21 protein-coding genes and 1 pseudogene are annotated in these 25599 nt (G+C 43.8%); 15 read left to right on the forward strand and 7 right to left on the reverse strand.

Annotated elements, in window-relative coordinates:
* Nucleotides 1-240: 240 nt before the first annotated feature.
* The 4 genes from B3S92_RS06845 (at nucleotide 241) to B3S92_RS06860 (ending at nucleotide 4205) form a co-directional block, all read left to right on the forward strand.
* Nucleotides 241-981, forward strand: a complete 741-nt coding sequence (locus tag B3S92_RS06845; RefSeq protein ID WP_077450333.1) for an ABC transporter permease — start codon at nucleotides 241-243, stop codon at nucleotides 979-981.
* 9 nt (nucleotides 982-990) lie between these two features.
* Nucleotides 991-1716, forward strand: coding sequence for an ABC transporter permease (locus B3S92_RS06850; protein ID WP_296204192.1), 726 nt, complete (start codon nucleotides 991-993; stop codon nucleotides 1714-1716).
* Nucleotides 1717-1869: 153 nt separating this feature from the next.
* Complete coding sequence (locus B3S92_RS06855; RefSeq protein WP_296204194.1) at nucleotides 1870-2547, forward strand: fumarylacetoacetate hydrolase family protein; 678 nt, start codon at nucleotides 1870-1872, stop codon at nucleotides 2545-2547.
* 209 nt (nucleotides 2548-2756) lie between these two features.
* Nucleotides 2757-4205: an alpha/beta hydrolase gene (locus B3S92_RS06860; RefSeq protein WP_296204195.1), complete on the forward strand. Its 1449-nt coding sequence runs from the start codon at nucleotides 2757-2759 to the stop codon at nucleotides 4203-4205.
* 70 nt (nucleotides 4206-4275) lie between these two features.
* On the opposite strand, the gene B3S92_RS06865 is transcribed toward B3S92_RS06860, so the two are convergent.
* Nucleotides 4276-5205 carry an Hsp33 family molecular chaperone HslO gene (locus B3S92_RS06865; RefSeq protein ID WP_296204198.1) on the reverse strand — a complete coding sequence of 310 codons (930 nt, stop codon included), beginning with the start codon at nucleotides 5203-5205 and terminating at the stop codon, nucleotides 4276-4278.
* Nucleotides 5206-5788: 583 nt separating this feature from the next.
* Here B3S92_RS06865 and B3S92_RS06870 point away from each other — a divergent pair.
* From B3S92_RS06870 to B3S92_RS06900, 8 genes and pseudogenes are all read left to right on the forward strand, one after another.
* The gene (locus B3S92_RS06870; RefSeq protein ID WP_296204200.1) at nucleotides 5789-7588 is read left to right on the forward strand and encodes an AMP-binding protein; all 1800 of its coding nucleotides are present in this window, start codon (nucleotides 5789-5791) and stop codon (nucleotides 7586-7588) included.
* Between the two features lie 172 nt (nucleotides 7589-7760).
* Nucleotides 7761-9371, forward strand: a complete 1611-nt coding sequence (locus tag B3S92_RS06875) for a carboxyl transferase domain-containing protein (protein WP_296204204.1) — start codon at nucleotides 7761-7763, stop codon at nucleotides 9369-9371.
* A gap of 60 nt (nucleotides 9372-9431) precedes the next feature.
* Nucleotides 9432-10259: an enoyl-CoA hydratase/isomerase family protein gene (locus B3S92_RS06880; protein WP_296204208.1), complete on the forward strand. Its 828-nt coding sequence runs from the start codon at nucleotides 9432-9434 to the stop codon at nucleotides 10257-10259.
* Nucleotides 10260-10370: 111 nt separating this feature from the next.
* A pseudogene (locus tag B3S92_RS06885) lies at nucleotides 10371-11924 on the forward strand (acetyl-CoA carboxylase biotin carboxylase subunit); the annotation flags it as partial.
* A 384-nt stretch (nucleotides 11925-12308) separates the two neighbouring features.
* Nucleotides 12309-12512: an acetyl-CoA carboxylase biotin carboxyl carrier protein subunit gene (locus B3S92_RS12150; protein WP_414707005.1), complete on the forward strand. Its 204-nt coding sequence runs from the start codon at nucleotides 12309-12311 to the stop codon at nucleotides 12510-12512.
* 52 nt (nucleotides 12513-12564) lie between these two features.
* Nucleotides 12565-13476 carry a hydroxymethylglutaryl-CoA lyase gene (locus B3S92_RS06890; RefSeq protein WP_296204213.1) on the forward strand — a complete coding sequence of 304 codons (912 nt, stop codon included), beginning with the start codon at nucleotides 12565-12567 and terminating at the stop codon, nucleotides 13474-13476.
* Between the two features lie 102 nt (nucleotides 13477-13578).
* A complete protein-coding gene (locus B3S92_RS06895; protein ID WP_296204216.1) occupies nucleotides 13579-14766 on the forward strand; it encodes an isovaleryl-CoA dehydrogenase in 1188 nt (395 codons plus the stop codon).
* A gap of 142 nt (nucleotides 14767-14908) precedes the next feature.
* Entirely contained in the window at nucleotides 14909-16306 is a 1398-nt protein-coding gene (locus B3S92_RS06900; protein WP_296204217.1) for an FAD-dependent oxidoreductase, read from the forward strand.
* A gap of 124 nt (nucleotides 16307-16430) precedes the next feature.
* Here B3S92_RS06900 and B3S92_RS06905 read toward each other — a convergent pair whose 3' ends face one another.
* From B3S92_RS06905 to metX, 3 genes are all read right to left on the reverse strand, one after another.
* Nucleotides 16431-17012: a tetratricopeptide repeat protein gene (locus tag B3S92_RS06905; RefSeq protein WP_296204219.1), complete on the reverse strand. Its 582-nt coding sequence runs from the start codon at nucleotides 17010-17012 to the stop codon at nucleotides 16431-16433.
* 402 nt (nucleotides 17013-17414) lie between these two features.
* Nucleotides 17415-18029 (reverse strand): methionine biosynthesis protein MetW, encoded by a 615-nt coding sequence (gene metW / locus B3S92_RS06910; RefSeq protein WP_296204221.1) that lies wholly within the window; start codon nucleotides 18027-18029, stop codon nucleotides 17415-17417.
* 1 nt (nucleotide 18030) lies between these two features.
* The gene (gene metX, locus B3S92_RS06915; RefSeq protein WP_414707006.1) at nucleotides 18031-19230 is read right to left on the reverse strand and encodes a homoserine O-succinyltransferase MetX; all 1200 of its coding nucleotides are present in this window, start codon (nucleotides 19228-19230) and stop codon (nucleotides 18031-18033) included.
* A gap of 468 nt (nucleotides 19231-19698) precedes the next feature.
* Between metX and hemH the strand changes: the two genes are divergently transcribed.
* A complete protein-coding gene (gene hemH / locus B3S92_RS06920; protein ID WP_296204224.1) occupies nucleotides 19699-20718 on the forward strand; it encodes a ferrochelatase in 1020 nt (339 codons plus the stop codon).
* A 127-nt stretch (nucleotides 20719-20845) separates the two neighbouring features.
* On the opposite strand, the gene B3S92_RS06925 is transcribed toward hemH, so the two are convergent.
* The 3 genes from B3S92_RS06925 to B3S92_RS06935 form a co-directional block, all read right to left on the reverse strand.
* Nucleotides 20846-21037 (reverse strand): hypothetical protein, encoded by a 192-nt coding sequence (locus tag B3S92_RS06925; protein WP_296204226.1) that lies wholly within the window; start codon nucleotides 21035-21037, stop codon nucleotides 20846-20848.
* Between the two features lie 90 nt (nucleotides 21038-21127).
* Nucleotides 21128-21670, reverse strand: a complete 543-nt coding sequence (locus B3S92_RS06930) for a ferritin (RefSeq protein WP_296204229.1) — start codon at nucleotides 21668-21670, stop codon at nucleotides 21128-21130.
* A gap of 246 nt (nucleotides 21671-21916) precedes the next feature.
* Nucleotides 21917-22276 carry a hypothetical protein gene (locus B3S92_RS06935; RefSeq protein ID WP_296204231.1) on the reverse strand — a complete coding sequence of 120 codons (360 nt, stop codon included), beginning with the start codon at nucleotides 22274-22276 and terminating at the stop codon, nucleotides 21917-21919.
* Nucleotides 22277-22736: 460 nt separating this feature from the next.
* Between B3S92_RS06935 and B3S92_RS06940 the strand changes: the two genes are divergently transcribed.
* Together B3S92_RS06940 and B3S92_RS06945 are read left to right on the forward strand one after the other, a co-directional pair.
* Nucleotides 22737-23510: a glucose 1-dehydrogenase gene (locus B3S92_RS06940; protein ID WP_296204233.1), complete on the forward strand. Its 774-nt coding sequence runs from the start codon at nucleotides 22737-22739 to the stop codon at nucleotides 23508-23510.
* 120 nt (nucleotides 23511-23630) lie between these two features.
* Nucleotides 23631-25394: an amidohydrolase gene (locus tag B3S92_RS06945; protein ID WP_296204235.1), complete on the forward strand. Its 1764-nt coding sequence runs from the start codon at nucleotides 23631-23633 to the stop codon at nucleotides 25392-25394.
* Nucleotides 25395-25599: the final 205 nt, after the last annotated feature.

A 25599-nucleotide genomic window follows, 5' to 3' on the forward strand; every position in this document is an offset into this window, starting at 1 on the left:
AAAGTCATGCTTACAGGTCAATAGCCATACTTAGATGTCATCATCTACTTAACTAATGGGCATATAATATGTTAGAATTCGCCGTTTGCATATAATCATAAAATACGATTTAATCTCAGTGTTGTTCAATACACTTGATGACGGCCCCAGCTTTAAGGGCTGTTAGTGAGTTTTCAGTTTTACTACCCCGTATCATATATAGTCGTTTATTCTACTCTCATTATTTAGGTTGCTTCTCACGTGTTTGATTTGCAAGGTTTTGGACATCTCTTACTTAGTGGCTCGTTGATTACCATCAAACTTGCCTTATCAAGTCTTGCAATAGGTTTGGTCTTGGGGCTATTAGGGGCTACTGCCAAACTTTCTAAGATTTGGATATTTCGCAAACTGGCGACAGTTTATACTGCGACTATGCGTGGTATACCCGAGCTGCTATTGGTATTGTTCTTGTATTACGGCGGCTCCATGCTCATTATGGCGGTGCTACAGAAGTTCGGTTACAACGAATACATCGAAGTCAGTCCGTTTTTAGCAGGGGTCTTGGCCCTGTCTATTGCCTTTGGTGCCTATGCGACCGAAGTATTTAGGATGGCCATTCAAGAGATACCCAAAGGTCAGTGGGAAGCGGCTGAAGCGCTGGGTATGAAGCCCATGCAGGTTTATTTCCGTATTATTGTACCCCAAGTTTGGCGTTTGGCCTTACCGGGTTTGGGTAACTTATTCTTGGTGCTATTGAAAGACACGGCATTGGTTTCAGTGGTGGGGTTAAAAGACATCATGTATCATGCTGCGCGCGGGGCTCAAGCAACCCAGCAAGCCTTTACTTTCTATATGGCCGCTGCTTTTATTTACTTGGGACTTACCATCGTGGTGACTGCCTTTATGATGTGGCTTGAGTGGCGGGCAAATCCTGCTCAGCGCTATGCAAAAAAACTTGCGAAACAGCACGTGTCGCAATCAATTAATGCAGCTAAAGGGTAGGGGGCAGACATGGACTGGAATTGGCAAGTAATTTTTACCTACCTACCTGACTTATTAAGTGGTGTCGCACTAACCGTTAAGCTGGTGGTTATCTCTGGGATCTTGGGTTTTATTTTTGGTTTGGGCTTGGCTTTACTACGCTTATCTTCTAATAAGCTGGTGCAAGTATTACCGTTTTTATATATCTTCTTTTTCCGAGGCACCCCCTTACTGGTACAGATATTCCTCATCTATTATGGTCTATCGCAGTTTGAATTTATCAAAGAGTCTTTCTTGTGGGAGCCGGTACTAAAACAGCCATTTTGGTGTGCCATTATCGCTTTCACTCTAAATACCAGTGCTTATATAGCAGAAATTATTCGGGGGGCTATCCAATCTATCCCACCAGGTGAGCTGGAAGCAGCCGATGCCATTGGTATGTCACGCTGGCAAAAGTTAACCCGTATCACTCTGCCTCGTGCCTTTGGTATCATGATTCCTGCTTATAGTAATGAAGTTATCTTTATGCTAAAAGGCAGTTCGCTGGCCATGACCATCGCCTTGATGGACATTACCGGTATTGCCAAGACCATCAGTGCTCGTACCTATACTATTTTTGAGTTGTACTTTGCGGCTGGCATTATTTACCTAGTATTGTCTTGGGTAATCTTGCTAACCTTCCGTTTGATAGAAAAGCGGATGAACCGTCATGCCAGCTATGTGCCGCCTGATGTAGCCACCAATACCATTCCTTAATGAGTACTGCCCCTTAGTCAAACCCTTGTTAACAACAAAAACAGCCAGCTATTAATATATGCTGGCTGTTTTTTTATCTAAACTTAGATGATAATGTGGTCATTAATAATGCTGATTGATAAAGCTACTGTAAATTAAATTGTGAGAGTTAATATGACAACTTCTATCGAGAGCCACGGTAACGCTATGCACTTCGGAAAAGTGGTGTGCGTTGGGCGTAACTATGCTGCCCATGCGGCCGAATTAGGCAATGAAATTCCAACACGGCCCATATTATTTATTAAGCCGGCGTCTAGTGTGATTGGTACTGACTCGTTGATTCCCAGTCAAATCAGAGATGTACCAAGAGATACTGCGTATGAGGTGCATTATGAAGCTGAGCTCTGCGTACGTATTGGGGCGCCTCTAAAAGCGGCCTCGGTCGACTCTATCAAAGCGACACCAAAAGCAATCGATGCGGTCACTTTAGGACTAGACTTAACCTTGCGTGAGTTACAAAGTGAGCTCAAAGCCAAAGGTCATCCTTGGGAGCGTGCCAAATGCTTCGATGGGTCCTGTGTGCTGGCGCAGTGGGTTGACCCTGAAGCTTTTGCTGACTTTAGTAGCGTGCATTATGAGCTGTATATTAATGAGCAGTTGACGCAAGAGGGCAATACTGAGCTGATGCTGTTTCCGATATATGAGCTATTAAGTGAAATCAGTTATGCGTTTAGCTTGCAGCCTGGTGATGTGATCATGACCGGTACCCCAAGCGGTGTGGGAGTATTAAAGGCAGGCGATAAATTGACCTTGAAACTGGGTGAGCATCAGTGGCAGGCTGAAGTGGAATAATGACTTGAGTCGTTCTTTGTGATTGGGTCCATAAAAAACCGCGATTGAAAGTTAATCGCGGTTTTTTTATGAGTAAAAAAAAGAGGGGTTAGGGCTGACCCTGCAATAATAGGTCTACAAAAACTTCAAGCGTGTAACACTTGAGGTTTTTACTTTATTTATAAGACAGGCTAATATGAGAGCTCTATCATAACTTACTCTATTAAAATATGACTAAGCCAAACTCTGTTGAAAGTTACAACTTATATGAAGCGTGTGAGCTGGTTACTTCTTCTCGTCCGGTATTCTTAAATGAGCTCCATGAAAAAATGGACACCCTCGATATTCTTGATGAAGAAGAAATTATCAGAATGGCGGCTACCGACTTAGGTAACCCTCGCAAGAGTACTCCGCTTACGATAGGGGATGTGTTTGAGGGCTTGACTCAACTGGCGACCTCTGGGGTACTGGAAGTCACTGAGATTATAGAGTCATTGCACTCGGAGTTGCTACTTAGACCTTTGGGCCGTTTTAATGAAGATTATTTGACGCGCTGGCAAAAGGGACTTAATCGTAAGTTTTATAATGGGATGCGTCACTTAGTACAGCAAGTGGGTACGGGGGTCACTGAGACCAATACTAAATTGGTGCGTAAAGCATTGAAACGGCATCATGATCGAAGACTATCAGGGGCTATAAAGCAGGGCGTTAATATTATTAATGGCATGATAGGCGATCATTTAATTGCCCAGCAAAATCCGCTCGCTGTGCCCATGACTATTTATGATAGATATGGTCAGCCTCTGGGCAATAAGTTGTCGGGTAGAATAGTTTTACTGTGTCATGGCCTGTGTTTGAGTTACCTAAGTTGGCATCCTTGTGAGGATGATAGCTTGGGCGAGAACATTGCTTTGGCTCAGCCACAGACGACCGTTCTCTACTTAGATTACAACACTGGGAAGCGAATATCACAAAACGGTCGCCGTTTATCACACATCATGAAGCAGCTGCTGGAAGAAAACCCAGATGTTACCCAAATTGATTTGGTAGGCTATAGCATGGGTGGTTTGGTTGCCCGTAGTGCTTTGTTCTATGCTGAACAAGAGGGACTTGATTGGCTCGATCGAGTCGGCAATTTGATAACCTTAGGGAGTCCGCATCAAGGGGCATTGCTTGAGCGTACCGGTCATTATTTATTAGATATTGTGGGTAAGGTGCCTTTTGCAACTTCTTTATCGAAGATGGGTAATATCCGCAGTGCTGGAATTATTGATTTGCGTCATGGCAGTATTCGTGATGAGGACTGGAAATATCTAAAACAGCGGGATGTATTACCAGAAGAGTTCCGCCATCCTACCAAGCTGCCTCGCCATGTCAGAACTTATTTTATTGCCGGCTCTATAGTGGAAGGGGTCTATGACTCTAAAGCCACTAACCTAGTAGGGGATGGCTTAGTAAATATTGAGTCTGCATTAGGAGAAGCTGGAGAGTTGCATACGCTATATGTGCCAGAAGGGCGTAAAGCCATTTTCTATGGGGTGAGTCACCTAAATCTGCTGTATGACCGCCGAATTCACTATCAAGTTATAGAATGGCTAAAGGACAATGGCAGTATTGACTCAGCGCTAAAGTCACGTAAGGAATCATTCCCTGAAGATGATATTGAAGTGGTGGTCTAAAAATACAGCCCTAAAAAAACCTCCTAAGCTTCGGCTGTAGGAGGTTTTTTTATGTCAATTAAAGGCTTAATTAACCAAAAATCTCTTCAATATCGGCTTTATTGAATTTGTAAATAGAGCCGCAGAAGCCACAGTCCATCTCAAAGCTGCCATTTTGTTCCTCGACGATTTCTAAGGCTTCTGCCTCACCCAGTTGAGCAATCGCTGCTTCACACTTATCACGAGAACAGGTGCAGCCAAATTCCAAAGCAACAGGCTCTGGGGCCACCACACTTTCCTCGTTATATAAACGATATATAATCTCATTGGCATCCAGAGTGGTCAGCTCTTCAAATTTAACCGTACGGGTAAGTAAGGTTAAGCGAGTCCACAAGTCGTCATCAATGCCTGCTGTCTCATCTTGTTCTACTTGGTACTGCTCTTGTGCAGTACGAGGTAACATTTGGACTAGAATACCGCCAGCTTGCAGACCGTCACAAGCTAGATTAATCAAGGTTGGGATTTGGGCTGATTGCAGTTGATAGTGTGCTAAACATTCGGCCAAATTATTATGACTTCTTTCAACAATACCTTGATAAGCTTCGCCTTTGGCGGGCTGAATATTAATGAACATGACCCCTTTGCCCACCTCACCTAGCTCAGCAAAAGCTTCATCGGCACTGGTTTTATCCGCCCAAGCTTTTTGCTGCTCTTCGGTCTCCGCTTTCCAGCTGGCTAACGCACGAATGATGCCTGACTGGTTGCATTCTGCCATGGCCCAATTCAGTAAGCTGCTTTCATCGGAGGACTGTAGCTGAATAGATAAAGTCCCGTCAATTTTTAGCGTACCAATCAGTAAACTGGCTGCTGTCAACATCTCGCCCAACAAGCGCTTGATTGATTCTGGGTACTCTTTTTGCGCAGTGATGGTGGCATAGCTTTGTTGTAAGCGGACCACATCACCACGGACAGGCGAGTCTGCGATAAAAAAGCGTTGACGTAAATCAGTAAGTTCAGTCATTTAGTGTCTCAATCAGTTATATAGTGCGGTTGTAATTAAAATAATCTTGAATGGGTTAGAGAAATTATATGGGGGATGATGTTCAGTTTATCAATATAAAAATGTGTAGGAAAGCTAAGTTTTTTAGGAGTAATTTAACTAAATTAAGATCAAATTGACCTGATGAGTTAGTAAATAAGTGACACTTGACAGGCGGCTTAGGTTGACAGTGGCTAGGATTAGCCTTTATATTAGGGCAGTAAACAGCTGTGTCCTGATAGTCAGTGGTTGTAAGACTAAACTATTGTTTTAAAAATAAATAACCCAGTCAATAAAATTTTATTGCCTACTGTCTATCATAGAAGAATTAGGCTTATGGGATATCAGAGCACAGCTGCGGTGACCTAGAAAATGTCATCGATTTCATAATTATCCAAAAGGACTTTGGGCAGGTTAGTATCTCATCACTGTTAATGCTAAATCAGCAAAGTAGAGTACTAACCCTATTTTTATATAGTTAATAGCTTTATATAGTTATTAACTATGTGATTTTAACCTCAACGTTAATGGTAATAACGTTATAGCAACAACGAAAGGATTCGTTATGATTGGTTCTGTCAACGCTTCAAGCAACAACTCCAACGCAGTTTCTGTTTCCAAAAAAACTCCCTCTATAGATTTAAATGCCTTAAAAGGCGTCAGTATGGGCGCCAAATCTGCTAATGCCCCTTTAAAAATGAGTCAAGATCGGGGCCCAGAAACCCCGCTTATTGAGGCCACTATTGGTGACTTTTTTGACGCGATGGTTGAGCGCTATCCCGATAGAGAAGCCTTAGTGGTTTGCCATCAAAATATTCGCTGGACTTACCGTCAATTACAGCAGCAGGTTAATCAATTGGCCAGTGCTATGATTGAGATGGGTCTGGAGATTGGTGACCGTGTGGGTATTTGGTCGCACAACAATGCTGAGTGGCTATTAATGCAATTGGCGACGGCTAAAGTTGGCGTTATCTTAGTCAATATCAACCCAGCTTACCGTAGCTTTGAATTGCAATATGCCCTAAATAAACTGGGGTGCACAGCCTTAGTGCTGATGCGTCACTTCAAGAGCAGTGATTATGCCAATATCATCCGTGAGCTGTGTCCTGAGATTTATCACAAGCCCTACTATCAATTAGATTTGGTAGAGATACCCACGGTAGAGCGCATCATATGGATTGATGAGCCAGAGACCGATGAAGAATTTGGCTTTATGCAGAAGTTCTCAGAGTGGATGAAAGAGGGTGATGCCAATGATCCTCGAGTCGCTGAGCGTCAAGCGCAACTAAAAAACACTGATCCCATCAACGTACAATTCACCAGTGGCACCACAGGTACCCCAAAAGGGGCGACACTTACCCATTGTAATATTTTAAATAACGGCTATTTTATTGGTGAGGCGATGGACTTAAGCGAAGAGGATCGCTTATGTATCCCTGTGCCATTGTATCACTGCTTCGGCATGGTCTTAGGCAACTTGGCTATTTTGACCCATGGTGGCTGTATTATTTATCCCAATGACGGCTTTGAGCCACTGAGTGTATTGCAAGCGGTACAAGACGAAAAGTGCACCGCATTACATGGGGTGCCGACCATGTTCATTGCAGAGCTTGAGCATCCAGACTTTGATAAGTACGACTTATCGACCTTACGTACTGGCATTATGGCCGGCTCAAGCTGCCCTATTGAGGTGATGCGCCGTGTCATTGATGAGATGCACATGAAAGAGGTGACCATTGCTTATGGTATGACGGAAACCAGTCCTGTGTCTTGTCAAACCAATAAAAATACCCCTCTAGAAAAACAAGTATCTACGGTTGGCCTAGTGCAACCCAACCTGGAAGTAAAAATTGTCGATACTGAAACCGGAGAGGTGGTGCCCATTGGAGAAACCGGTGAGCTATTGACCAAAGGCTATTCAGTGATGAAGGGCTATTGGGGCAGCCGCTTTAAAACCCGCGAGTCGATTCAAGATGGCTGGATGCATACTGGCGACTTAGCCACTATGGATGAAGACGGCTACATTAAAGTGGTAGGCCGTAGTAAAGACATGGTCATCCGCGGTGGTGAAAATATTTATCCGGTAGAGATTGAAAACTATTTATACCGTCATCCGAAAATTAGCGATGTGCAAATCGTTGGGGTGCCAGACAAGAAATATGGTGAGGTATTGGCAGCTTGGATTATTAAAAAGAAAGATGTGGAGCTAACGGAGGAGGAGGTGAAGCAGTTCTGTAAAGAAAATATTGCCCACTATAAAATTCCGCAGTATTTCCGCTTCGTCGAGGAATATCCAATGACCATCACCGGAAAAATCCAGAAGTATAAGATTACTGAGATGATGATTGAAGAGTTGGGCTTATAAACCCTGAAAGTTGGGTAGCTATTAATAATAGTAGTCATTAATTATAAAGCCATTAATTATATAGCCATTAACTATATAGCCATTAATTATAAATAACCGCCACTGTCGAACCACGCTTAAGAAAAACAGTTAACACAAACAGTGGCGAGTAAAATCAAAGATAAGGGATGTCATGAGTGCCATTATTACCAGTAAGCTGAGTCCGAATTCAAAAGAATTTGCCGACAATACAGCCGCCATGCAGGCAGTAGTCGATGATTTACACGCTCATCTAAAGAAGATTGCACAAGGAGGTCCAGAGCATTCTAGAGCCAAGCATTTAGCACGAGGAAAGCTATTGCCACGGGAGCGTGTGGAGCGCTTATTGGATCCAGGTACTGCCTTTCTAGAAGTGGCACCGATGGCAGCCTTCGATATGTATGATGCGGATATTCCCGCTGCTGGGGTGATTGCCGGTATCGGTCGTATCAATGGCATTGAGTGTATGATTGTCTGTAATGATGCGACCGTAAAAGGCGGTACTTATTATCCCATGACCGTTAAAAAACACTTACGGGCCCAAGAAATTGCGCAAGAGAACAACTTGCCTTGTGTGTATTTGGTTGACTCAGGCGGTGCTAACCTGCCCAACCAAGATGAAGTCTTCCCTGATAAAGAGCACTTTGGTCGTATTTTCTTTAACCAAGCCAATATGAGTGCTGCTGGTATTCCGCAGATTGCCGTAGTTATGGGCAGTTGTACCGCAGGGGGAGCGTATGTGCCTGCCATGAGCGATGAGTCTATTATTGTCAAAGAGCAAGGCACTATCTTCTTGGGCGGTCCACCACTGGTGAAAGCGGCTACAGGTGAAGTAGTGAGTGCAGAAGACTTAGGCGGCGGTGATGTCCATACTCGTTTATCGGGTGTGGTGGATTATCTGGCCCAAAATGATCTGCATGCCTTATCGCTGGCACGAGATATTGTTGGTAACTTAAACCGTCCGCAGAAGCAGATCCCGAATCAAATTGAACCCAGAGCGCCAAAATACGACGCCAAAGAGCTGTATGGCGTGATTCCAACGGACACTCGTAAACCGTTTGATATCCGTGAAATCATTGCACGTATTGTTGATGCCAGTGAGTTTGATGAGTTCAAAGCCCGTTTTGCAACTACTTTGGTGTGCGGTTTCGCTTACATTGAAGGTATGAAGGTTGGCATTATCGCCAACAACGGTATTTTGTTTAGTGAGTCGGCGCAAAAAGGCACCCACTTTATTGAGCTGTGCTGTAAGCGTAATATTCCTTTGGTGTTCCTGCAAAATATCACCGGCTTTATGGTCGGTCGTAAATACGAGAACGAAGGTATTGCCCGTCATGGGGCGAAGATGGTGATGGCCGTTGCCAATGCCAAGGTGCCTAAGTTTACGGTGATTGTCGGCGGGTCATTCGGTGCTGGTAACTACGGTATGTGTGGCCGAGCCTATAGCCCAAGATTCTTATGGATGTGGCCAAACGCGCGTATTTCAGTAATGGGTGGTGAGCAAGCTGCGTCGGTATTGGCCACAGTCAAACGGGACAATATTGAGCGTAAAGGCGAGACCTGGAGTGTGGAGGAAGAAGAAGCCTTCAAAGCCCCTTATAAGGAGATGTATGAAAAACAAGGTCATCCTTACTATGCCAGTGCTCGCTTATGGGATGACGGGGTGATTGATCCAGCAGATACTCGTAAAGTGCTAGCGCTTGGTTTAAGTGCGGCCTATAACGCCCCTATTGAAGAAACTAAGTTTGGCGTATTTAGAATGTAAGCGCTGTCTTAGAGGATAGACGCAGCCAACCCTTTTCATAGATAACAGAAAGAGAGACTTATGACCGCCAGCCAAGCCCTACCAGATGCTTTACAGCCTTTAGCTGAGTTGACTACGTTAAAAGTCAGTGTAGATGACTATGTTGCTACCGTAACTCTGGCTCGTCCTGATAAACGCAATGCTTTTAACGATGAGGTTATTGCTGAGCTAAACCAAGCTTTTACTCAGCTGGGTAGTAGTGAGCAGGTGCGAGTTATTGTTTTAGCGGCAGAAGGCAAAGCGTTTTGTGCCGGCGCTGATCTCAATTGGATGCGGGCCATGGCTGATTATAGCCGTGAGGAAAACTTGGCGGACGCAGATAAATTGGCCCAAATGTTAAGCACTCTTTATCGCTGTCCTAAGCCCACCGTCGCCGCCATTCAAGGAGATGTTTATGCCGGTGGTATTGGGCTGATATCTGCTTGTGATATTGCCATAGCGGTAGATTCGGCTAACTTCTGTCTTAGCGAAGTGCGCTTAGGTCTGGCTCCGGCCACTATTAGCCCTTACGTTATCAGAGCAATGGGCGCACGAGCGGCCCACCGTTATTTCTTAACAGCGGAAGTATTTGATGCCGTAGAGTCACAGCGGATAGGGCTTGTTCATGAATGTGTAAGCGTAGCGGAGCTTGAAGACAAAGTAGCTTCGGTGGCCAAAAAGCTGCGTAACAATAGTCCAAATGCAGTTAAAGAGTGTAAACAACTGGTGCAATATGTAGCCGAAGCAACCATTGATGAGGCACTTATCGCACAGACAGTGGAAGGGATTGCAGATATCCGTGCGTCCGATGAAGGTAAAGAGGGGGTCCAGTCCTTCCTACAAAAGCGTAAACCAAATTGGTTAAGTTAGTATTCAGTTTTATAGAACTCTACCCCTTTATTGAGTGTCAGAATTAGTGTAATAAAGGAATAAATACATATAGGGCCAATTATAAAAGAGCCAACTTCTAAAGGAATAGCTATGTTTTCTAAAATTTTAATCGCCAACCGTGGAGAGATTGCTTGTCGAGTGGCAGCCACTGCAAAGCGTATGGGCGTGCGTACGGTAGCGGTCTACTCAGATGCTGACCGCTACGCCAAGCATGTGAGTGCTTGTGATGAAGCCGTTTACCTAGGTGGCTCAGCTCCAAAAGACAGTTATCTTAAAGGCGACTTGCTGATTAAAATTGCGCAAGAGACTGGGGCACAAGCCATTCATCCTGGTTATGGGTTTTTAAGTGAAAACGCTTCTTTTGCCAAAGCTTGTGAAGACGCCGGCATTGTGTTTATTGGCCCCTCCGCCTCAGCCATTACCGCAATGGGTCTTAAGTCAGAATCTAAGCAATTAATGGAAACGGCTGGCGTGCCGTTGATTCCTGGTTATCATGGCGACAATCAAGACCCAGAATTTCTGCACAAAGAAGCCGATAGAATTGGCTATCCTTTACTGATTAAAGCCAGTTCAGGCGGTGGTGGTAAAGGGATGCGTTTGGTAGAGCGTAGTGAAGACTTTATCACTTTGTTAGATTCTTGCCGCCGTGAAGCCATTACCAGCTTCGGCAATGATGCGGTGCTTATCGAGAAGTATGCCTTAAACCCACGCCATATTGAAATCCAAGTATTTGGTGACAGCCACGGCAATTATGTGCATTTATTTGAGCGAGACTGCTCCGTACAGCGTCGTCACCAAAAAGTATTGGAAGAAGCGCCCGCACCAGGGGTAGATGAGGCGATGCGCCAAGCCATGGGAACCGCGGCTATTAATGCTGCGCGTGCGGTTGACTATGTGGGTGCCGGTACCGTTGAGTTCATCGTAGAGCAGCGCCCCTCAAGTGATGGCAAGGTAGAGATGGGCTTTTATTTCATGGAGATGAATACCCGCCTGCAGGTGGAACACCCAGTAACAGAAGCCATTACCGGTATGGATTTGGTAGAGTGGCAATTGCTGGTGGCAGCGGGCGGTGAAATCCCAGTGAAACAGCAAGACCTGACTATTAACGGTCATGCCATTGAAGCCCGTATTTGTGCTGAAAACCCTGACAATGAGTTCTTACCTGCGACCGGAACCTTGTTCACTTACCGTAAGCCGGAACATACTAAATTTAACGTGGGGGCTGTTCGTGTTGACGATGGGGTAGAAGAAGGCGATGTCATTAGCCCGTTCTATGATTCTATGATTGCCAAGCTAATTGTTCATGCCCCAACACGTGAGCAGGCTTTAGCAAAATTAGATCAGGCTTTGGCACAGACTAGAATTGTTGGTTTGCCCAATAACGTGGCTTTTTTACGCCATGTTTTAGCAACTGAGTCATTTAGCCAAGCTAAGTTAGACACGGCACTCATCGAACGTGAAAAACAGGTGCTGTTTAATCAGCAGCCGTTATCGTTGCCACTAATGGTAGCATCAGCTGTGGTGAACAAGCTCAACTCAGAGCAGCAGGCTACCTCTGCTAACACTCAGACTCAAAGCAATGATCCTTTTAGTAAACTTGGCGGCTGGCGAGGCTTTAGCGACTATCAGCGTCAGTTTGAGCTGTTATTAAGTCAAGGTGAGGAAGAGCAAAATTATCTAGCCACTATTAGTAATATTAAAGCCGGTGGCGTCCAAAGCTCAGACAGCAAAGGCGGTCAAGTTTTTGACTTAACCCTGAAGGTGGTTAATAAAGGCGAGCATAAGGACGAGCAACCCCAAGCCCAAGCTTCTGATTCAGTCCTGTATAAAGGCAGTGTTGAATACAGCACAGGCGATGCTGATAGCTATGTATTATGGCTAGATGGCCAACGTAAAAAATTACAAAGCTGGGTAGAAAATGAGAAGGTACATATTTTTAGTGATGAAGGCAGTGGCAGTATTACCTTGATAGACCCGATGGCACATGTCGAAGGAGATACTCAAGCGGCGGGTAGCTTAAAGTCGCCGATGCCAGGTCAAGTGGTTGCTTTCAAGGTCGCAGCAGGAGATGTGGTGAAACGGGGTCAACCGTTGGCAGTGATTGAAGCTATGAAAATTGAACACACTATTAATGCGCCTGCTGATGGCGTAGTAGCAGAGCTGTTATTCGCGCCAGGTGATCTAGTGGCAGATGGCGATGAGCTGTTAAGACTAGAGACTGAGCCTGCATAGTTTTTAAATGCTGCCCAGTCACTTTAAACCTAATTAAAGACGAGTTACACCAATGAATTATCCAGACAAGGTTCAGATCATTGAGGTTAGCCCAAGAGATGGGCTACAGAACGAAAAGCAAACGGTACCGACCAAGATTAAGTTTGATCTTATCGAAGGCTTAATTAATGCGGGGGTTAATAAGCTTGAAGCCACCAGTTTTGTGTCGCCAAAATGGGTGCCACAGATGGGGGACAATAGCGAGCTGATGCAGCTGATTAATCAGTCTCGCAAGTCTGAAGTTTGCTATTCTGTATTAACCCCAAACTTACGGGGTTTTGAAAACGCTTTGGCCTTCAATCCTGATGAAGTGGTTATTTTTGGGTCAGCCAGTGAAACCTTTAGCCAAAAGAACATCAACTGTAGTATCGATGAAAGTATTGAACGCTTTGCCCCCGTTGCTGAGGCTGCTAAAGCGGCCGGCATTAAAGTAAGGGGAGTGATTTCTTGTACTGTGGGTTGTCCTTATGAGGGAGAGATTGATCCTAGTCAAGTGGCTTATGTGACCAAGCGATTGGTGGAAATTGGTGCTGAGCATATTGGTATTGCTGATACCATTGGGGTTGGCACACCGATCAAAGTACAAAACGCCTTAAAAGCGGCAATGCAGTACATTGATGTGAAAGATATTTCTGGTCATTTTCATGATACCTATGGTCAGGCACTGGCCAACATTTTAACCTCTTTAAGTTTAGGGGTGGCGCAGTATGATACCTCTGTTGCAGGCTTAGGCGGCTGTCCTTATGCCAAAGGGGCTACCGGTAACGTTGCAACAGAAGATGTGGTTTATATGCTACACGGTATGGGTATTGAAACCGGGATAGATTTGAGCAAGCTGATTTATGTTGGTCAGCAAATCAGTGATTTTTTGGGCCGAACCAACGGTTCTAGAACGGCGAAAGCCTTATTGGCTAAGCAGCAGTAGTCCTTAGTCAACAGAGTTACCTATTGGCCGCTATTTATTTGTAGCTAAAGAGGCGGTTTATATCATAGCAATTAATTAATTATTAACATAAAAGGGATATTTATGAGCTTACCAGGGTTAGACTTTCAATTAGGGGAAGACATTCAGGCGCTTCGTGATACGGTTCGAGCTTTTGCTGAAAAAGAGATTATTCCAAGAGCAGCGGAGATTGACAGTAGCGATGAGTTCCCAATGGACTTATGGCAGAAAATGGGTGACTTAGGCTTGCATGGCATTACCGTGCCTGAAGAGTACGGTGGGGTGGACATGGGTTATGTGGCCCATATGATTGCGATGGAAGAGATTAGTCGTGCTTCAGCTTCCGTGGCCTTGAGCTATGGCGCACATTCAAACTTATGCATTAACCAAATTAAGCGTAATGGTAGTGAAGCTCAAAAACAGAAGTTTTTATCCAAGCTTATCAGTGGTGAGTTTGTGGGTGCTTTGGCCATGAGTGAGCCAGGCGCAGGGTCTGATGTGACCAGTATGAAGTTGCGGGCTGAAGCAAAAGACGGTGGCTACGTGTTAAACGGTAGCAAAATGTGGATTACCAATGGTCCAGATGCTGATGTGATGGTGGTCTATGCTAAAACCAACCCCGAGCTAGACGCGAAAGGCATCACAGCTTTCTTAGTAGAGAAGGGCATGGAAGGATTTGGTACCGCGCAAAAGCTTGATAAGCTGGGTATGCGGGGGAGTCACACTGGTGAGATGACCTTCAATAATGTTTTTGTACCTGAAGAAAATATCATGGGCGGCTTAAATAATGGGGTCAAAGTATTGATGAGTGGCCTAGATTATGAGCGTGCGGTATTGGCGGCAGGCCCAGTTGGTATCATGCAGGCAGTGATGGACAACGTTATTCCTTATATTCATGACCGTAAGCAATTTGGTCAGTCTATCGGTGAGTTCCAATTGATTCAAGGCAAAGTGGCCGATATGTATACCATTTTACAAGCAGGCCGAAGCTTCTTATACACTGTGGGTAAAAACTTGGATCTGTTAGATCAGCGCGGTGCAGGTCATAGCCGTGAAGTGCGTAAAGACTGTGCCAGTGTCATCTTATGGTGTGCTGAAAAAGCAACCTGGATGGCAGGCGAAGGCATTCAAATCTTCGGTGGTAATGGCTATACCAATGAATATCCGTTGGGCCGATTCTGGCGAGATGCTAAACTTTATGAAATTGGCGCCGGTACCAGCGAGATTCGTCGTATGTTAATTGGTCGTGAATTGTTTAACGAAACCAAATAAGAGTTTAGTTGACCTATCTTAATGATGTTCCCAAAAGATAAAATTACGTCCCATCGTTATGATTGGGGCGTTTTTTTATTGAATTAAGGGTAAGATAGGGTATAAATGAAAATTAAAAAGTGGTAATTGAAAAGGATGTATGATGAATATCACCCCATATGAGTGCCAAGCTTGCGGCTGGATATACCCCACACAATCAGACCTTAAATCAGAAAATTCAAAAGGTGTGGTTCAGTTCTCTGAACTTGCCGACGATTTTAGTTGCTCCTTATGTGGGGTGGGTAAGTCGGAGTTTCGTCCCATCCATGAGGCAACTGAGACAGCTGACTCTGAGCTTTATCAAAATGAGTATCGACAAATTGTAATTATAGGGGCAGGCCTAGCGGGTTGGTCCGTGGTGGATGCGATAAGGGCGTTAGATAAAGAGGTTGGTATTACCTTAATTGCTGCTGATAACGCGGATCGCTATCACAAGCCCATGTTATCAGCGGCTTTTAGCCAGAAGAGGACAGCTACTGACCTGATACGCTTTACTGGTGAGGAGGCTGCCAATAAGGCTGGAATTGAGTTATTAACAAACAGTACAGTACTCGCTATTGATAGTGATAATCGTAAGGTGCGACTCAATGAGGCTGAGCTTAGCTATGATAAATTAGTAATGGCTATTGGGGCCACGCCTGCCATTCCGCCTACGATAGACGCCCAAAATGTATGGCACATTAACCATATTGAGGGATTTAATAGCATAGAGCAAGCGCTATCAAACTCGAATAACGCCAAGCATATTGCAGTCATTGGTGCCGGCATGGTGGGGACAGAAATTGCTGAAGACCTAACCAAGGTAGGTCATAAAGTTAGCTTGTTAGATATGCAGCATACACCTTTGGCCTTGATGTTGCCTGAAGTGGCGGGGAATAAGATCAAACAGGCATTAATCGCACAAGGTATTGACTTTATGGGCAATAGCCGAGTAGATGGGGTGGATGCTTTGCCCACTGGCGGCTATCAAATGACAGTGACGGACTGTGATACGAGTGGCGAGCACAAGCTTAAGGTAGACCATATATTAGTGAGCACTGGGCTTAAGGTAGAGGAAGCGTTACCTCAAAGTGCCCAACTAGATTTTGACAGACTCTCTGGTATTTCGGTACAAGAAGCAACCTTACAAACTAGTAACCCCGACATTTATGCCATTGGGGATTGTATGTCGATTGCTGGGGTACCTTGTCGCTATGTGGCCCCCCTTAGAGCTCAAGCCTCTACCATAGCTGAGCATATTTTGGCCCAATTAGGAAAGCATCCTAAGCAGGCAGAGGAAGCTTATGAGCATCAAGCCTATGTGCATAAACCGCCTATGATTCGATTAAAAAATAAATCCATCTCTGTGAGTGCCACAGGGGCGCCAACAGCAAATGAGCAGTTCGCTAAATGGCAAATGATTAGTGACACAGAAACGGAAGTGGGTCATGAGTTGGTATTACAACAGGTAACCGCAGAGGGAGAAGTTGTGGCCACAGCCACTGTTAAAAGTGTCAAATAAATCAAGTTTTTAGACCAACTAGCGCAGTTTTAGCCTTAGTTTAAACTAAAAAACCCAGCCTTATGGCTGGGTTTTTAATATCTAATTGACTGGTATTTATTTTTTAACGACTTGATATTGCTAATTAGTTGCTTTGGAACCAGCTGTCAGCTTGGTTGCGAGCGGTGGCGACATCAGAGCTTGATAGGTTCAAGGCTAACTGACCAATTTTACCACGAGCTTTGGTGCGAACTTCGTCGTTTAACATGCCATCACGAGCAGCAAGATCATACCATTTGTAAGCATCTACCAGCTTACGCTGTTTTTCATCAATTAAGGCTAGAGTATAGCTAGCACGGTTATCACCACGTTTTGCAGCACGCTCTAACCAGTAGCGGGCTTGCTGTTCGTTAACGGCTACGCCTTCACCACGAGCATACATGATACCTAGGTTTAACTGAGCTGGAGTTACATTCTGTTTAGCGGCACGAGTGTACCATTCGATTGCTTTTAATGAGTTTTTAGCAACACCTTCCCCTTTTTGGTAGCGCTTTGCTAAGTAAAATTGGGCGTGATCATTACCTTGGTTGGCACGATTGGTCAACTCACTGATGTTCATCATCTCAAAACGAGACACATCTAACGGAACGTTTGAGACAAGATCTGCTTGGGCCAAACCTGCTGTTGAAAACAGCGCAGTGAATAAAGTTGCTTTTAAAAGTTTCATAGAGTTATCCAGAAATTGATTGTATTTAAGCAAAAAAATTTAAACGAATAGGGCACTAAAATTTATTTACAAATACTTAGAATCTAAATATAACCCAATTTATTGTCTTCGCTTTGCACTAAATTGGTAACATTTAAAATGATAATGACATTATGATTTTGATTAGAAAGGTTGTGTCGATAACATATATTCGACAAGATTTACATAGCTTAACACCCAAAAAGACGAAACTCAAACGCTGTTAACGCTAATATAGCCTTAAACAATAATTTAATAGTCAAATTACCTCAAACTTTTGTAACTAAGTAATACCAGAAAGGTTAAAGTAACAATTGGGTCTGTGTAGAGTTATATTAGCCTTAAATTACTACTGTGCCTAGTTTATATAAAAATTTTTAGCAGCTATTTAGATTTCGTCACTCTATAAATCGCCACGTCGGCCAATAAATTAGGCGCTTTACGAATGATCGATGCCATTAGTGCAGAGGGTTTTTTGGAGTGTGAGTCAGTAACTGCAAAGCGATTGATGATTTTAATATCATTATCAAAGCACAGTTTTTCAAAGTCTTTGAAGGTACATAGATGAATGTTAGGGGTGTTGTACCACTCATAAGGAAGTGCCTCAGAGACCGGCATCAATCCTTTTAAGCCTAAATGCAGACGGTTTTGCCAATGAGCAAAGTTAGGGAAGGTAATGACCGCTTCTCGGCCCACACGGAGCATGTCTAGTAATAAAGTATCGGGTGATTTAACGGCTTGCAGCGCCCGAGCCATTACCACCGTATCAAAACTGTTATCGGCAAAGCGGGCCAAACCATCATTGAGGTCCTGCTCGATGATATTCAAACCTTTGGCAATTCCTTCGTTTATTTTCTCTTCATCTAGCTCAAGCCCATACCCAGTGACGCCTAGCGAATGCTGCATCTGCTCAAGTAACGAGCCGTCGCCACAGCCTAAGTCCAAGACACGAGAGTGCGGGGCAATCCATTGTTTGGCAAGTTCATGATCTAATCTCATGTTAGGCTCTCCTGGCTTCGGTGTCATTTTCAGTTTGGACCTCAGTTTGTTGAGGCAGGGCTTTGGGATTAGGGGTTAAAAAAGGCGCGTTTAAGAAGCCTCTAATGGCATCCATATAACGCGGGATATCGAACAAGAAGGAGTCATGACCATGGGGAGCGTCAACATTGACATAGCTAACGGGTTTATCATTTGCCATTAAGGCATCGACAATTTCTTGTGATCGGGCCGGAGCAAATCGCCAGTCCGTAGTGAAAGACACGATTAAAAACTGGCAGCGGGCATGTTTTAGCGTTTGTTTTAAAGCCTCTAAATCGGATAATGACTCATCATCGACATAATCGCGAGTGGGGTCGAAGTAATCCAAAGCTTTGGTCATCAGCAGATAGGTATTGGCATCAAAGTTTTCGCTAAAGCGCTCGCCTTGATAGCGTAAGTAGCTCTCTACTTGGAACTCTACATCGTAGCCGTACATAAATTTGCCAGACTTCAAGTCACGACCAAATTTAGACTTCATAGCATCTTCAGTCAGATAGGTGATATGACCTACCATACGGGCCAGAATAAGGCCACGGCGAGGATAAGTACCGGCTTCTAGATAACGGCCTTTGTTAAAGTCAGGGTCAGACAATATAGATTGACGGGCGACCTCATTAAAGGCAATGTTTTGGGCAGACAATTTTGGGGTACTGGCAATGATGACACAGCGCTTTAAGCGATCGGGATAATCAACCGACCACTGCAAGGCCTGCATCCCGCCCATTGATCCACCGACCACTGCGTGCCACACCTCTATGTCTAAGCGATCAGAGAGCATGGCTTGGGTTTTTACCCAATCTTTGATGGTAATTAAGGGGAAGTCTGGACCATAAGGCTTACCTGGAGTGCCTTCATCGCTAGACTCTGGAATGGGCGTGGTTGGGCCTGTAGAGCCATGACAGCTACCAATATTGTTCAAACAGACCACAAAATAACGGGTGGTATCAATGGCTTTGCCAGGACCAATCATATTGTCCCACCAGCCTGGTTTTTTATCCTCTTCACTGTGCCAGCCGGCAGCATGATGACTGCCTGAAAGGGCATGACAAATCAGGATGGCATTGGATTTATCCGCATTTAACTCGCCGTAAGTCTCATAAACCAAATCGAACTCAGGCAAAGTACGGTTGCACTCTAAAGTTAGGGGGGTATCAAAATGCATCGTCTGCGGGGCTACAATACCCACAGAGTTGGCAAATTTTGGATCTGTCGCAGTCGATTGGATACTCAAAATTACCTCAATAATGATATTTGCTATGTCAATTAGGATAGGGGACGTAGAAGTGTTCGCTCATGGCTATTGTAGGCGTAAGGGCCTATAAGTACAACTTGCATCTGTGGTGGTCAAGTCCATGACTCTCAAAATAAAAACTGGCCATCATGGTTTAGCACTACTTTAGTAAATTGACCGTTAATAATGGTACACTGAAGCTTTATGGCCAATCAATATCTGTTGTCAATCAGCGACTTAAATAACGGTTATCAATCTTAAAGGCGCAGCTTTAATTTATAGGCGTTTTTATTTGTACTTTGATTTATACCTTGATGCCCTGACAACGTCAGTTTAGGCCAGACCCATTATGCTTTATAGAATCATTAAACTTGATTTAGCAAGGACACTCAGCGCACTATGAAACCCAATAAGCCCCCCCGTATTGCCGTTTTACTCGTCAACCTTGGTACGCCCGATGAGCCTACGGCACCCGCTGTAAGACGTTATCTGAAACAGTTTCTATCGGATCCTAGGGTTATTGAGATACCGCAGTTTTTATGGGCGATTATCCTTAATCTATTTGTACTGCCCAGCCGACCAAAGCGTGTGGCAGAGGCCTATGCCAGTGTTTGGGAAGGCGATTCGCCAATCCGCAAGATATTAGGTCAGCAAGTAGAAAAACTACAGTCGCGTTTAGACGGTAGTATGGCGCCTTTTGAAGTGTCGGTTCATGCCGCAATGACCTATGGCAACCCTGGTCTACCCGATGTGATGGATCAGCTGCGCGGTGAAGGGGTGGATCATTTTGTTATCTTACCGCTATTTCCTCAGTATTCAGCCACTTCAGGGGGTGCGGTTTATGATGCGCTAACTAAGTGGTCGCTTAAGCAGCGCAATCTGCCCAATTACACCATTGTCAAAGACTACTTTGCCCATCCTTTATATATCAAAGCATTGGCCGATTCGATACGCCGTTTCCAAGCAGTACACGGTAAGCCTGAAAAGCTGATGTTTAGTTTCCACGGTATCCCGCAGCCTTATGCCGATAAAGGTGATCCGTATCCTAAGCGCTGTAAATGTACCGCCGCTCAGGTAGCACAGGAGTTGGGGCTTAATGATGATGAGTGGATTATTAGCTTCCAGTCACGCTTTGGTAAGCAAGAGTGGGTCAAGCCTTATACCGACGTGACCTTAGAGGAATGGGGCAAAGCTGGGGTGCGTTCAGTGCAAGTGGTTAGTCCTGCTTTCTCAGCTGATTGCTTAGAGACGCTAGAGGAGCTGGCAATGGAAAACCGAGACAACTTTATCAACGCCGGTGGTCAAGAATATCACTATATCCCTGCTTTAAATGATGATGAGGCTCACATAGACCTTATCGAAGCCTTAGCCAAGCCTTTAGTTGCCGCTTGGGCGGTTACTCTGGAAGGTTGGGACTAATCTGTATTTGCCATCAGCTACCAACTAATCCAATAAAAAAAGCCCTCTATCCATAGATAGGGGGCTTTTTAAAATGCAGATTAAAGTACGTACAAATAGTCAGATAATTAATGACACAGACTTATAATTACTCATCTTCATGACTTTGAGAAACAGCATCTTCATCCGCGATATCACGAATATCAGGATAATCAGTGCTGTCTAAGCTATCTTCCACCAAGACTTCATCAATACGCGCCTCATCAATATTTTGACGGTGCATAGGCGTTAGTCCTTCCTGAGTAGTGATTTGATCTAAGTTATTTTCTGGATCGTTCATGGCATTCTCCTAGGGTGATCGGTTCGCTAAACTCGAGGCTTAATAAACTGGCTTCGGCATTGAAGCCATAAACCTCACAGGTGCGATTGCTTATAGATTTTTTTCGCGAGGAAGTTCAGCTTCTTGAGGAGCATTGGCCATATCGCGGTCTAAAGAGTAGAAGTTAGCATTGTTGTCTTTACTTTCTGAAGCTAAGGCAAATTTATCACGAAGCTCATCAATTAGGGCCTCTTCTTCAATTTGCTCCTTAACGAACCACTGCAAGAAATTAAAGGTTGGCCAATCTCTCTCGTCAAAAGCTTTGTCCACTAACGCATAAATTTTCTTAGAGTTATCAAGCTCATGTTGCCAGACATCTTCAATACAAGACTCTAAATCTACTGGATTATCACGCGGAGCAGGAATGGCACTGATTTTTGCTTCGCCGCCTCTGGTCTGGATGTACTCCAAGAACTTAAACATATGTTGGCGCTCTTCTTCTGAATGCTTATAAAAGAAGTCCGCAATACCAGAGTAATTGTTTGAGTCTGCCCAAACTCCGAGGGATAAATAGGCTTGGGCTTGAGCCGCCTCATTATTCATTTGATCGTTTAAAGCTTGTTCCATACTATCTGAGATGCGCTTATCACTCATTATTATTATCCTCAATTAATTATTGTTGGTTATTTTATTTGGAATTAGAAAGAGCTATCTAAACAAAAGTTATCTAAAAAAAGGTTCTATAAAAATACAGAACCACTGGTTAATAACTTTTAATTCCATTCCATTATAAAAGCAATTTTTGGGTTAATAAGTAAGGCTGAGTTATGAGTTGTTCGCATTCTGTGATAGAGGTAAAAAGTTGTAACGGAGTGGTAGGGACTGCCTTTTTATGAAGGGCTACCTTTTATTGACAAGCCCATTATTGTCAAATCTAGTAGTGATAAACCTCGTATTAAAGTCATCAAGTTTAAAGCGCCATAAATAAGTAAAGGCGATAATATAAATGACGGCCTCACAAAGTTCTTCCACTAGGGTACCACTGAAGGTATTAAATCCTATCTCGTTTTCAGCCAGATATTGCACTATCACTAAAAGGGTTACGATTAGATATAGTTTTTTAGGAACCTCTTTTAGGACTGTCCAGACATAGCGCCGCGCAGATATTAATAAACCAAGAGCCGCTAAAGCAATGATCAATAATACTGTGTCCTCCCACCATTCATAGTTTTTACCAAGCCATAAAAAATCTTCAGGCACTAATAGGTCTGATAAAAAACTCAGTTCTCGGCGAAGAGCAGAGAAGAAGACCAAGATGGAGCCTATCCAAAACGATCGGGCTATATTGAAGCGGCTTTTTATGGCGTACAGAACACAAGGGATGAGGGAGAGGGTAAGTAAAAAAGCCTCAATATATTCAATGAGGCTGTCTTCGGTAATGATAACTATCTCCTTAGTTGCTTTGATAGTAAATGACGATATAAATAAGGGGAATGTATATTGTTAACTTTATATAAAATATATTTTTATATTATATTTAATAATAGAGGTTATTATAAAGCATACAGTCATTAGAATAAAATCTTTGCTCCTTACTGGAAAGAAACAAATAATCACCTTTGACTAGGGCTAAATTTGCTATGTTTATGGCCTGCATAATCTTGCCATAATGATAGGATTTGAAACCCCCGAACAATCCAAAAAGACTTAGGAGCCATCCATGCATGCGAGTGAATTATTTAATTTAACGGACAAGACAGCCATTGTTACCGGTGGGGCAAATGGTATCGGTAAGGCCACTGCGATTATGCTAGCCAAGCATGGGGCCAACATTGTTATTGCTGACTTAAAATTAGAAGATGCCCAAGCTACTGCCAAAGAGATTGAAGCGCTAGGGGTAAAGGCACTGGCTATTGAATGTAATGTGTTAAAAGATGAGCACTTGGTCAGGTTAACAGAAGAGACGGTCAAGCAGTTCGGAGCCATTCACATTCTAATTAACAATGCTGGCGGTGGGGGTGGTGGTCGTGAGAACCCATTTAAGATAGATGTTGATGACATTAAGCGTGATTTTGAACTAAATGTCTTTAGTGGTTGGCGCTTGTGTCAATTGGTGGTGCCTCATATGAAAAAAGCTGGCTACGGCTCAATTATATTTACCACCTCCATGTCTAGTATTAATAAGAGCCCAAATATGAGCGGCTATGGGGGCTCAAAAGCGGCCGTAAATCATATGGTTGCTAATTTAGCGCATGACTTTGGTCCTGAGGTTCGTATTAATGCTGTGGGACCAGGGGCTACTAAGACAGCAGCGTTGGAGAGTGTCTTAACGCCAGAGATTGAAGAGACCATGTTGCAGCATACCCCGATTAAGCGTTTGGGCAGTGCTGATGATATTGCAGGAGCCATGTTATACTTTGCCGCGCCAATTTCTGAATGGGTCAGTGGCCAGACTTTATTTGTCAATGGTGGCGGTGTTCAAACCTTAGAATAGCCCGCTGATGATTTATAAAGAGCCAGATCAATGAGAACAGACAGGCTAAGCACAGTTAGTGCTCAATAAACCATTGATTTATAAAACCGGTTTGAACTAAAAGGTTTCCATAAAAAAGTTATGTTAAAAAAAATTATCCCCACTATTGTGAGTTTAGGTCTTCTTGCAGGTTGCAACTCTAATGTTGAAAATACGGTTAGTGTTGAGCCTAAGGCGACTAAAGTTACCAAGGCTCACTTGTATTATAATGGTGATATTATCCCCATGAATACCCATCAGCCTAGCACGGTTGAGGCAGTGGTTGAGCAAGGGGGCAAGATTGTTTATGTGGGTAACTTGGAAAAAGCCAAAGATCAGTTTACTGACATTGAGCAGGTGGATCTAAAAGGCAAAACCTTACTGCCAGGATTTATAGACCCGCACAGCCATTTTGGTATGGTTTCTAATACCATGGGTCAAGTGGATTTGAATTCCCCTCCTGTGGGCAATATTTCTAATATAGAACAAATGTTAGCGGCCTTAGTGGCTTATAAAAAGAACAATAATATTGCTGACGGAGAGTGGCTATACGGTTGGGGCTATGATGAAAGCCAATTGACTGATAAGCGTCACCCTACCAAGATGGAGCTTGATAAGGCCCTTCCCAACAATCCAGTATATATTCAGCATGCCAGTGGTCATATGGGGGTTGCTAATTCTCTTGCACTTGAAAAAATGCAGGTTTCTGCAGAGACCAAAAATCCAGAAGGGGGCATGATTGCTCGATTGCCAAATTCAAGTGAACCCAGTGGGCTAGTGCAAGAGACGGCGATGTATCCTTTCGTCGGTCATATGCTGCAAGTGCTCAACAGTAAGCAGGCTGAGTTCTTTGACCAAACTCAAGATTTTTATGCTGAGAAGGGCATTACGACCGCGCAAGATGGGATGACGGATAGAGAGGCGATTCGCTTCTTCCAGTCTCAAGCCGACCAAGGTAGATTGAAAATCGACTTAGTATCGCTGGCAGGTTTTAGTGAGCTAGAGAGCAACCTAAAAGATTCAGATTTTAAATTTAAAGACTATAAAAACGGTTTTAAAGTCCAAGGCACTAAAATTATCGCTGATGGCTCACCCCAAGGTAAGACCGCCTACTTTACTCAGCCTTATCTAACCCAGGTTGAAGGCTGTGATAAGGACTGTACTGGGCTCCCCAGCCTATCCCAAGATACCCTTAATGATTTATTCAAATTGGCGTATCAAGCGGACAATCAGCTGTTTATTCATGCCAATGGTGATGCCAGCATTGATATGATTCTCAAAGCACATGAATATGCGGCAGAAGCTTTGCAGCAGCCACTAGATAAAGACCGCCGAACTGTGGTGATACATTCACAATTTGTCAGACCTGACCAGCTTCAAACTTTTAAAAAATACCATATAGAGCCATCTTTCTTTACCAATCATGCCTACTTTTGGGGTGATGTCCACATTGAAAACTTAGGTAAAAAAAGAGCGGAGTTTTTAAGTCCGATAGTCAGTGCAGATAAACTGGGGCTTAAATACACCAACCATTCAGATGCCACGGTGACGCCGACTGATCCTATATTCACCTTATGGACTGCGGTAAATAGGGTTTCTAGAAGTGGAAAAGTTATTGGCTCTGAGCAAAAAGCCAGCCCTTATCAAGCTTTAAAATCAATCACCAGTCATGCTGCTTATCAATTGTTCGAAGAGGACAGCAAGGGAACACTGGAAGTGGGTAAAGTGGCTGACTTTGTGGTGTTGGAGAAAAACCCACTGACTGTAAAACCTATGCAGATTAGAGACATTAAGGTGGTAACCACCATTAAAAATGGCAAACCTATTTACCAAGCGAAAAGTATGAATGAGGGCCAAAGGCAATAGTGAATAGATAAGTTATAATAATGGTTTTTTTATTTAACTAAGTCGACTAAAACTATTAAACAGAAAAGCCCAAGCATTATGCTTGGGCTTTTTTAATGAGTGATTTGTCCCGCCCTGAAATAAGTCTATCAAAGAGGGGCTTATTAATGGCTAACCAAGAGAGCAAAAGGGTTAAGCGCACACAAAGACATTACACATTCGGCTT

Source organism: Psychrobacter sp. UBA3962 (assembly GCF_002385225.1).
GTDB lineage: Bacteria > Pseudomonadota > Gammaproteobacteria > Pseudomonadales > Moraxellaceae > Psychrobacter.